Source organism: Brevibacterium sp. (assembly GCF_052105255.1).
GTDB classification, from domain to species: Bacteria; Actinomycetota; Actinomycetes; order Actinomycetales; family Brevibacteriaceae; genus Brevibacterium; species Brevibacterium linens_B.
Genome location: NZ_JBQDYQ010000042.1, coordinates 19,298 through 28,785 on the forward strand (window position 1 = coordinate 19,298; position 9,488 = coordinate 28,785).

The 9,488-nt window shown below is 64.0% G+C and carries 8 protein-coding genes; 5 read left to right on the top strand and 3 right to left on the bottom strand.

Features of this window, described 5'->3' with window-relative positions; all coding sequences use genetic code 11:
* Positions 1–9: 9 nt before the first annotated feature.
* Positions 10–567 carry a hypothetical protein gene (locus ACTIIH_RS11690; RefSeq protein ID WP_441451928.1) on the top strand — a complete coding sequence of 186 codons (558 nt, stop codon included), beginning with the start codon at positions 10–12 and terminating at the stop codon, positions 565–567.
* A 169-nt stretch (positions 568–736) separates the two neighbouring features.
* Positions 737–1,930 carry a pyridoxal phosphate-dependent aminotransferase gene (locus ACTIIH_RS11695; protein ID WP_441451930.1) on the top strand — a complete coding sequence of 398 codons (1,194 nt, stop codon included), beginning with the start codon at positions 737–739 and terminating at the stop codon, positions 1,928–1,930.
* Between the two features lie 89 nt (positions 1,931–2,019).
* Here the strand turns inward: ACTIIH_RS11695 and ACTIIH_RS11700 are convergent, their stop codons facing one another.
* The 3 genes from ACTIIH_RS11700 to ACTIIH_RS11710 all read right to left on the bottom strand — a co-directional run bounded on the left by ACTIIH_RS11700 (position 2,020) and on the right by ACTIIH_RS11710 (position 5,986).
* Complete coding sequence (locus tag ACTIIH_RS11700; RefSeq protein WP_101554725.1) at positions 2,020–2,562, bottom strand: acyl-CoA thioesterase; 543 nt, start codon at positions 2,560–2,562, stop codon at positions 2,020–2,022.
* 233 nt (positions 2,563–2,795) lie between these two features.
* Positions 2,796–3,722 (bottom strand): prolipoprotein diacylglyceryl transferase, encoded by a 927-nt coding sequence (gene lgt, locus ACTIIH_RS11705; protein ID WP_441451932.1) that lies wholly within the window; start codon positions 3,720–3,722, stop codon positions 2,796–2,798.
* Positions 3,723–3,853: 131 nt separating this feature from the next.
* Positions 3,854–5,986 (bottom strand): HNH endonuclease signature motif containing protein, encoded by a 2,133-nt coding sequence (locus tag ACTIIH_RS11710; RefSeq protein ID WP_101596152.1) that lies wholly within the window; start codon positions 5,984–5,986, stop codon positions 3,854–3,856.
* 314 nt (positions 5,987–6,300) lie between these two features.
* Between ACTIIH_RS11710 and ACTIIH_RS11715 the strand changes: the two genes are divergently transcribed.
* The 3 genes from ACTIIH_RS11715 (at position 6,301) to ACTIIH_RS11725 (ending at position 9,459) form a co-directional block, all read left to right on the top strand.
* A complete protein-coding gene (locus ACTIIH_RS11715; RefSeq protein ID WP_441451934.1) occupies positions 6,301–7,233 on the top strand; it encodes a LysR family transcriptional regulator in 933 nt (310 codons plus the stop codon).
* Between the two features lie 84 nt (positions 7,234–7,317).
* Entirely contained in the window at positions 7,318–8,619 is a 1,302-nt protein-coding gene (locus ACTIIH_RS11720) for an MFS transporter (RefSeq protein WP_441451936.1), read from the top strand.
* A 183-nt stretch (positions 8,620–8,802) separates the two neighbouring features.
* On the top strand, positions 8,803–9,459 hold the full coding sequence (locus ACTIIH_RS11725) for a M20/M25/M40 family metallo-hydrolase (RefSeq protein ID WP_441451938.1): 657 nt from the start codon (positions 8,803–8,805) through the stop codon (positions 9,457–9,459).
* The last annotated feature ends 29 nt before the right edge of the window (positions 9,460–9,488 follow it).

Genomic DNA, 9,488 nt, shown 5'->3' on the forward strand with positions numbered 1-9,488 from the left:
GGATCGACGATGATCGACTTAGCCCACCCGCGCGACCTCGTCATGATCGGCGCGATCTTCGGACTTGCTGCGTTCATCTGGTCGGGCTGGGCACAGGAAGCGCCGCCCAAAGCGCTGGTCTGGCGACTCGTGCTCGCCGGGCTTGGAGTCGCGGGACTCGCCCTCGCCGTACCGAGCATTCTCACCGCCATCGGCAATTGGGCGGAACCCAGTGCCTTCAGCGCCGGGACGTCCGCGTTCACGCTCTACCTCATCGTATTCTGGGCGGAGATCATCATCGGGGCGGTGGCGAGCTTCTACCTCATTCGCGTAGGTCAGGCCGAGAACGTCGCCCCGCTCATCTTCGCGATCGTCGGAGTCCACTTCTTCGTGCTCGCCGTCGTCTTCGGCCAGCCCGTCCTTCATCTGGCGGGGCTGCTGCTGACCATCGTCGCGGTGGTCGCGTTCATCTTGCCGCGCGAGACCGCAGCGCCGAGCTTCTGGTGCGGCATCCTCGGTGCTCCGGTCTTCCTCGGCATCGGCCTGTGGTGTCTGCTGGCTGGTCGCAGCGCGCTCAGCGCCGGATGAAACTCGGACACCGCTGACAACCCCTGGTCAGGTGCTCTATCGTGAGTGAACCGGTGCACACCGTGCCCTGGGGCGGTTCCGTCCTACGGCGCGCAGCACCCACGGACACCCCAGCACGGATACCTCAGTATTGCCCTCGAAGAGATGGACCACGAAGAAGGAGCCGACGATGAAGACTGCTCGCCGCTTGGACAACCTCGGCACCGAGACCGCGTTCCGCGTGGCCCAAGCCGCGGCCGACTGGAAGGCTCGCGGCAATGAGGTGTTCCCGTTCCACCTCGGCGATCTCAATTTCCCGCTGGCCGGCCACATCGTCGAAGCCCTCGACCAGGCGATCGCCGACGGCAAGACCGGCTACTGCCCTGGACCGGGAATCCCGGAACTGCGGGAGGCGCTCGCCGATGACATCGGCTCGCGGCGCGGAATGACGATCGACCCCGCCGAGGTGGTCGTGACCACCGGGGGCAAGCCCGTGATCACGAAATTCCTCCAAGCGGTGATGAACCCCGGCGAGGGTGTGCTCTACCCGAATCCCGGATTCCCCATCTACGAGTCCCAGATCGAATACCTCGGCGGTACGGCGCTACCCTACCGGTACGTCCCGACCTCCGACGGGTTCGCCATCGACCTCGACCACCTGCGGGCATCGATCGATGAGAACACCACGGCCATCATCTACAACGACCTGCAGAATCCGATCTCCGCGGAATCCACCCCGGGTGAGCGTGAGGCCATCGCCGCGATCGCGCAGGAATTCGACCTGTGGGTGCTCTCCGATGAGGCGTACTTCGAGATGCGCTATCGCGGGAAGTCGCAGTCGATCGCCGCGCTGCCGGGCATGCGCGAGCGCACCGTCATCCTCTACACGTTCTCGAAGAAGTACGCGATGACCGGGTCACGGCTCGGCTGTGCGGTGGCGCCGAAGGAAGTCGCCGAGGCGATCTCGCTGATGAACACCAACGACGAATCGTGCACGAACCAGTACGTGCAGTGGGCGGGCATCGCTGCCCTGCGCGGACCGCAGGGGCCGGTGGGGCAGATGTTGGAGGTGCTGCGCAAACGGCGCGATGCCACCTGTCGACTCATCAATGAGATCCCCGGCATGAGTGTGGCGACACCGGGCTCGACGTTCTACGTCTTCCCCGATGTCACCGAGGCGATGGAGTCGAAGGGGATCGCGACTCTGGCGGACTTCTCCACCGAGGCGCTGCATGCCACGGGTGTCTCATTCTGCACCCGCGAGCACTTCGGCTCACCGCAGCCCGGGGAGGACCGGTCATATATCCGACTGGCCTATTCGGGTATCGATGAAACCGCGATCACTCGCGGCCTGGGCCGCCTCAAGGAGTGGATCGAATCCTGAACCGGCCGGGGCCGGCCGTGCGGTGGGGCGGCCGGCAATGGCGATTCGGGTGCAGCCGAGAGTGCAAGCCACGCACGACGGCGGCTCGGCTAGTTCCAGCTGCTCCGGGCAGGCCGCCGAGTGCTCGGCAGTGCATTGTCGCGGCGCCACTCGTGGAGCCAGTCGGGCAGTTCAGGTGCATTCTCCGGCACCCCGAACGCCTCGATGAGGTCGTCCCTGGTGAGCGGGCCACTGTCTGAGATCACGCGTGTGGCGACATAGGCGCGGGTGTAGATCTCTCCGTCGACGACCAGACGGTGTTCGAAGAACACGGTGCGCTCATCGATGCCGCAGATCTTGGTCTCGAGGCTGTAGCGCTGCCAGAGTTTCAGCGACTTGCGGAAGCTGATGGTCTCGGCACTGACGACACCGGTCCAGCCGCGGTCACGCATCGCCTGCCATGCTCCGCTGCGCACCATCATGTCGAGTCGACCGAGGTCCATGATCGAGAAGTATTTGCCGTTGTTGAGATGCATGAAGATGTCGATCTCGCCCAGGTGAACGCGCATGGGCAGGGAGTACGTGTCCCAGATATCGCGCGCAGTGCGTCGATGGGACCTGAGCAGGTGCAGAATCATGCGGAAGAAGTGCATACGATCTATGTTACTTCAGGGTATCTTTCTGCGTGGGGCCCTCTGCTTCGTCAGATAGGCGGCACCGCATTCTGCTGGGTGGGCGTCACCGCGGAGGGGAACGTCACCACGGATCAGGCGTTACCAGGGGCGGGGGCGCGGCCCCGGGCTTGGAGATCCGCCTCGGGTGAGGCGTCACCACGGAGGGGAAACGCTGCCATGGACCTGAGGACCCGCCTCGGCGAGGGTTTCCGTCAGTCCTTCGCAGGCTGGGGTTCGCGCCCGGGGATGAACGGTGATTCTTCGGGTTCGGGGTGGCGTTTCCACTGGACGAGCATGATGATGACGCCGAGTGCGACGGCGCCGATCGCGCCCCAGACATTCGTCCGCAGGCCGAGGATGACGAAGCTCGGGTCGAGGCGGATGGATTCCCAGACGATGCGGCCGGCGCCGTACCACATGAGGTAGACGGCGAAGAGGCGTCCCCACTGGAAGAAGATGTGGCGGGACAGGTAGAGCAGGACGAGCGCGCCGAGGCTGTTCCAGATGACCTCGTAGAGGAACGTCGGGTGGAAGAGCGTGCCGGGGGGAGTGCCCAGCGGAATGGCCGGGTTGCCGGGATCGATCTCGAGACCCCAGGGCAGGGTGGTCGGCAGGCCGAAGAGCTCCTGGTTGAACCAGTTGCCGAAGCGTCCGCAGGCTTGGGCGAGGATGAGGCCCGGGGCCAGGGCATCGAGCAGGGTGGTGAGTTTGAGGCCGAGCCTGCGGCACATGATCCACGCGCCCAAGGTGCCGCCGATGAGCGAGCCGAAGATGGCGATGCCGCCCTCCCAGATCGCCCAGACCGAGCCGGGTTCGAACGGATTCCAGGGATTGCGGCCGGGTCCGAAGTAGTCCGTGTAGTGCGTGATGACGTGGTAGATGCGGGCGAAGACGATGGCCATCGGGACGGCCAGAGTCGCGATGTCGAGGACCTGCCAGTCCTCGACGCCGCGCTTGGTCAGGCGACGGTTGGTCAGCACGATGGCGATGATGATGCCCACGAGGATGCACAGCGCATAGAAGTGGATCGTCAGCGGTCCGAGTTGGAAGCTCGAGATGGACGGGCTGGGGATCGCTGCCGAGATGTCGTGCGGAAGGGTGGTCTCGGCGAGGAGTGCGCTCGTGGGAACTGCAGGCATGAGCCCAGTCTATTTGTGGTGGCTGGGAATCGCGCATTCGCTGGAACTGAGCGCGCGGCAGGCAGTGGCCGGTGGTGCGGGCCGACGGGTGCGTGTTGGCACAGCGGTGCCCTTGAAGCAGTCCTGCGCAGCTACGTGCCGAAGAGGCCGTCGATGATGTCGTCGGTGATGAACCTCGAGTGGAGGATCGGCGTGCGAGCGGGGTCGATGCTTTCGGGCGGTCGCCATGCCGGTCGCCCGTCGGTGAGCATGAAGACTTCCCAGTCGGAGCGATCCATGAGGTGGTGGTGGAAGGAGCAAAGACAACACATGTTGTTGATGTCGGTCTTGCCGCCCCTGGCGTGCGGCACAACATGGTTCACATCGCACCATCCAGGGGGCGCGTCACATCCGGGGAACACGCATCCGCGGTCTCGAGCGGTGATGATCGCGGTCTGCTTCTTGTTGGCGAAGCGCTGATCTGTGCAGACTTCCACCGTGCGAGCCTTTTCGTCCATCAGATGGAAGAAGACAGTGCCGTTGAGACCACGTCGAGTGATGTCGTCCATAGGGAAACGGTCGCCGGAGCCTGTGGTGGCTTCGCCGGTGCCGTTGGCGATGTCGGACGCTTTTGCTGTGACGACCAGAGCGTAGGGCGAGCCCTTGGCGGCTTCTTTCATGCTGATGCGCGAGATGAGAGTGGCGAAACGCTCGTAGATCCAGGCCTTCGCATTAGGCTGCTCGCTCATGAGATCGACGGACGCTCCATCGGGGCGGACACCGTGGCCGGCAGGAACGGACCGATTGGCAGAGGAGTCTTCGGATTCGCCGGCGGCCTCGATGACGGCCCACGGTGGAGCATCGAAGCGATCTCCGGTGAGGACGGCGTCGAGAGGCTCGAACTTTTCCTCGGCGCTCGAGGATCCAGCTGTGCTTGTTGTGTTGTCTGTCGCTGTGGCGTCTTTCGCGGATTGGATTCTTGAGGTCAGCAGTCCGTGCAGTTCGGATCCCGCTACAGGGTCGAGGACGCCCTCCAGCCTCCAGTCTCCGTTGCGCTTGGGCCGGGCAGTGATGAAATAGGCGGAACGGTCGCTGGGGTCGAGCGGCTCGGCGCCGTCGGGGTCGATGACAGCGAGCATCTGACGGAAGATGTCGCGGAGCTCGCTGACAGTCACCGACTTCCCGTACTTGACGAGGTCGGTTTCCACGCGGGACCTCGTCTCGTGGTCCACCCAGGCGGGCAGCGCCTTGAGGCAGTCTTCGATGACAGTGAGATGTTCCGTGGGCAGGGTGCCGAGGTGGAGCTGTTCGGCGACGAGCGGGTGTTCGGGCTCAAGCGGTTGGCCGTCGAGAGCGACTCGTCCGCCGAGATTCTCCGCGAGCTTTGCCCGACGGTTCGCTTCTCGACCCGAGAGGTTGAGGCGTTCCTGGATGAGCGCCTTGGTCGACTTGGCGCCGCTGTCTTTGGGGGTGCCGACGCGTTCGTAGACGGCAAGTGCCAGTGTGGACAGGGATTCACTCAGCCGACGCAGCGCCTCAGCCCCATCGATGACCTGCAGGGCTTCGCCGGGCCCCATCGGCCGGTCGAATGCCCGAAGCCCTGCGACCAGTCCGGTCAGGGAGGCGATCGAGTCGGTGATCTCGGGAGTGCTCGCGGCAAGATCGTTCCAAGCGGAGTCGGTGAGGACTGGGTGAAGCGAGGTCGGTCGCTGAGTATCGTCTCCAGTCTCGAGCTGAGCGGCGGCGGGGGTGCTTGTGGTGGCCGGGGCGGCGGAATCAGTGGATGCAGGCTGCGTGGTTGAGCGGTTTTGCTCACTTGTTTCGAACAGTGCGGTCGGGTTCGGCTGTGAAAGCGAGTCCGTCGGAGCGTTCGGCTCGACCTCGGTGGATGATGCTGAAGCGTCGGCTGCATTCGGGTGTTCGGTGTCGGCAGTCGACGCAGCTTCGTTCTGCTCTTCGCCGTCGTTCGAGACGGGGCCAGTCGCTACGGGGTCGGTCGCCACGGGGTCAAGGGCCTCGAAGACCTCGGCGAAGTGGTGGCCGCTGAGGTCGAGGCCGGCTGCCTTGAGCTGCTCAGCCAGAGATTCAGGGCGTGGTGACTCGCTTTCGGGGTGCGCGGGGGCGTTGTCCGCGGCGTCACGAGCGGCACGAGAGGGGACGTTGGTGGGATCTGTGGGGACCGAGGCGTTCGGTGGCCGTCGACTCGCCCCGCCGCGTGAGTCAGCGGCAGCGCGGCGGTCGCGCTTTCCTGACTTGCGTCGCTTGCGGTCGGGGGTGAATGTCATCGCTGTCGAGTTCCGTTCGCCGTTGAAGGTCTCTTACTGAAATTATAGGCAGTCGTGATGGAGAAAACAATAGAAACTTCGAAAAACATTCGATTAGAATTGTCGTTACACTTGAGAATGACTATTGAGATGATGGTCACCGCGTCATTGACGTGTTTGAGGATGATTCTATCTGTCGGCACCGACACGAGATCGACGTGAAACTGACCCGAGATCGACGCGGATTGCCGCGGCGGTCAAAGGCTCCGCGGCGAACCGCCTCGGCGGGGCTGTGTCTGCATGCATGGCCGCTGCGGGTGGGATGATGAGGGATTATGGCACTCGATTTCACGCTCGTGCAGCTGCGGTACTTCCAGGAGGTCGCCCGGCGGGAGCATATGACCGAGGCGGCGAAGCAGCTCAACGTCACCCAATCGGCGATCTCGACGGCGATGGCGCAGCTCGAGCGGACCCTCGGCCTCGACCTCTTCATCCGACAGAAGAACCGGTCGGTCGTACTCTCCCCGGCGGGAAAGCGCTTCCTTACGGAGATAACACCGTTCCTCGAGTCCTCCGACAACCTCGGTGAGACCGCGCTCGGGCTCTCTCGGTCGCTGAGCGGTCAGCTGACCGTCGGCGTGTTCTCGCCGATTGCGCCGACGAGGCTGCCGCTCATCCACGATGAGTTCGAGAAGCGCTATCCGGACGTGCGGGTCAACTACCTCGAAGCGGACCTGGAAGAGCTGCAGCGTGCGGTCACAGCCGGTGACTGCGACATCGCCCTGACGTACACGCTGGGACTGAGCGACCGCTTCGACACGTATCTCATCGATGTCGTCAGGCCGCACGTCCTCGTATCACTCGAGCACCGCCTCGGGGCCGGAGGGTGTCCCCGCCCCGTGCATCTGCGCGAGCTGGCGGACGAGAACTACATCCAGCTCGATCTTCCCTACTCTCGCCAGTACTACGACGAGCTGTTCCGGATCGCCGGGGTCGTCCCGCGTATTCGCCACTCGTTCTCCGGGTACGAGACAGTGCGCTCGTTCGTGGCGATGGGGCTCGGCTATTCCCTGCTCAGCCAGAGTGTCTCCTCGGGGACCTACATCGGTTCGAAGACCGTCGACATCCCGCTCCTCGACGACTTCCCGAGCATCGACCTCGCACTCATCTGGCCCAACGACGTCCGTCTCAATCGGCGCGGCCGGGCCTACTGCGAGCTGACGAAGGAGATCCTCGGCCCGGCGTCCGGTCATCAATCGGATCTATGAGCTACCCAAAAAGTAACTGTTGGACTGATGTGATCTGTGCCGCAAAGATGGTGCCAACCATCACGCGACTCCAGGAGCACCTCGATGTTCACCCCAACAGTTGAGCAGGGACGCACGTCCACGAGCATGCAGCGGAAAGTGCTGCTCGGCGGCAGCATCGGCCAGTTCGTCGAGTTCTACGACTTCACGTTGTACGGACTCTCGGCAGTCATTCTGTCCGAATACTTCTTTCCCGACGGCGACCGGATCACCGGCCTGCTGGTCATCTTCGCGACCTTCGGCGTCGCCTTCGTCATGCGTCCCCTCGGCGGGCTGTTCTTCGGAGCCCTCGGGGACAAGGTGGGCCGGCGGAAGACGCTGACCATCACGATCTTCCTCGTCGGAGCCTGCACGGCGCTCATCGGCATCCTGCCCGGATTCGACACGATCGGATGGTTCGCCCCGATCCTGCTCATCCTCGCCCGACTCGGCCAGGGCTTCTCTGCCGGCGGCGAATCCGTGGGCGGACCCTCCTTCGTCTACGAACACGCCCCGGTGGCCAAGCGCGGCCTGTGGATCAACATCACTCTGGCCGCGACCGCTCTGCCCTCGGTGTTCGCCGGCGGTCTGATCCTGGTGCTGTCGACGGTGATGAGCGATGCCTCCTTCGATTCCTGGGGTTGGCGAGTGCCGTTCCTGCTGGCCCTGCCGCTGTCGGCCGTCGGTCTGTGGATCCGGTCGAAGACCGACGAATCCGAGCTGTTCAAGCAGACTGCTGCGGAACGCCCCAAAGAGTTCAGCCCGATCCGCGAATCCTTCCGCGAGAACTGGGTCGGCATGCTCCAGGTCTTCTTCGTCCTCGGCGTCACCGCACTCGGCTTCTACATGCTCTCGGCCTACTTCGTCACCTACATCCAGACCACGGGTGACCTCAGCCGTGAGCAGTCGCTGCTCATCAATGCGATCGCCATGGCCAGCTACACGATCTTCCTGCCCATCGCAGGTCACCTCGGTGATCGGTTCGGTCGGCGCCCCATGCTCATCGCGGGCACGATTCTGCTGGCGGTCACCTCGGTGCCGGCGTTCGGCCTTGTGACCAGCGGACACATGGGGCTGGCCTTCCTCGGGCAGACGATCTTCGTCCTCGCCCTCTGCTGCTACGGTGGCGGCTGCTACAACTTCTTCTGTGAGCGCTTCTCGACGAAGACGCGGTTCACCTCGGCGGCCATCAGCTACAACATCTCGTACGCAGTGCTCGGCGGCACCGCACCGTTCGTCGGCACCTGGCTCGTCGACATCACCGGCGTCAACACCGCTCCCGGCTACTACATGGCCGCCGTCGCTTCCCTGTGCCTCGTCCTCATCTTCGTCACGCGTTTGCCCGAGACCCGTGGACGTCTGGGGTGAGCACGGGTGAGCCTGCATTGACATCGAGTTTCGTCCACTTTCACATCACATTTTGTACAGATCATCGGGATGAAAAGCGATGAACTGAACGAAAAGCGATGTGCGAGCCCCACCCGCGCCTGCCACCCGCGCCCCCAGTCCCTTGCAAACCACATCCCACCCTCATGAGAGAAGCGATCAGCAATGAACCATCAGGCAGCCCCGTCCTCCGACGCAGCCTTCCTCACCGATTTCCACTTCGTCGCCACCATCGGTGCCACCGACAACAACGGCGTCGACCGGCAGGCGCTGACGGCCGAAGACAAGCAGACGCGTGACTGGATGCGCGGCTGGGCGACGGACAAGGGCTTCGACGTGCGCGTGGATGCGATCGGCAACATGTTCGCCTGCCTCGAGTTCGTTCCCGATGCCCCGTATGTCCTCATCGGCTCGCACCTCGATTCGCAGCCGCTCGGTGGTCGCTTCGACGGAGCCTACGGAGTCATCGCCGCCCTCTTCGCGGCCCTGCGGGTCAAAGAGGAGCTCGCCGAATCCGGCCTGCAACCGACCTACAACCTCGCCGTCGTCAACTGGTTCAACGAGGAAGGCGGCCGTTTCGCCCCGTCGATCATGGGCAGTTCCGTCTACGCTGGGCTCTTCGACCTCGATGAGATGCTCGCTGTCACCGATCTCGACGGCACCACCGTTGCCGAGGCGCTCGACGCCATCGGCTACGCCGGCACCGACACCCCGCCCGAGGCGATCTCCTACGCCGAGATCCACATCGAACAGGGCCGCATCCTCGAACGCGAAGCCACGGACATCGGGGTCGTCGAGGCTAGGGCGTGTCTCCTTTATTGACCATTCCAGGACTGGCACGGTGGAGACGT

Excerpts from the sequence above, each read along its gene's own strand:
- ACTIIH_RS11710 (WP_101596152.1), bottom strand. The coding sequence starts at position 5,986 with ATGACATTCACCCCCGACCGCAAGCGACGCAAGTCAGGAAAGCGCGAC.
- ACTIIH_RS11725 (WP_441451938.1), top strand. The coding sequence starts at position 8,803 with ATGAACCATCAGGCAGCCCCGTCCTCCGACGCAGCCTTCCTCACCGAT.
- ACTIIH_RS11695 (WP_441451930.1), top strand. The coding sequence starts at position 737 with ATGAAGACTGCTCGCCGCTTGGACAACCTCGGCACCGAGACCGCGTTC.
- ACTIIH_RS11715 (WP_441451934.1), top strand. The coding sequence starts at position 6,301 with ATGGCACTCGATTTCACGCTCGTGCAGCTGCGGTACTTCCAGGAGGTC.
- lgt (WP_441451932.1), bottom strand. The coding sequence starts at position 3,722 with ATGCCTGCAGTTCCCACGAGCGCACTCCTCGCCGAGACCACCCTTCCG.
- ACTIIH_RS11690 (WP_441451928.1), top strand. The coding sequence starts at position 10 with ATGATCGACTTAGCCCACCCGCGCGACCTCGTCATGATCGGCGCGATC.
- ACTIIH_RS11700 (WP_101554725.1), bottom strand. The coding sequence starts at position 2,562 with ATGCACTTCTTCCGCATGATTCTGCACCTGCTCAGGTCCCATCGACGC.
- ACTIIH_RS11720 (WP_441451936.1), top strand. The coding sequence starts at position 7,318 with ATGTTCACCCCAACAGTTGAGCAGGGACGCACGTCCACGAGCATGCAG.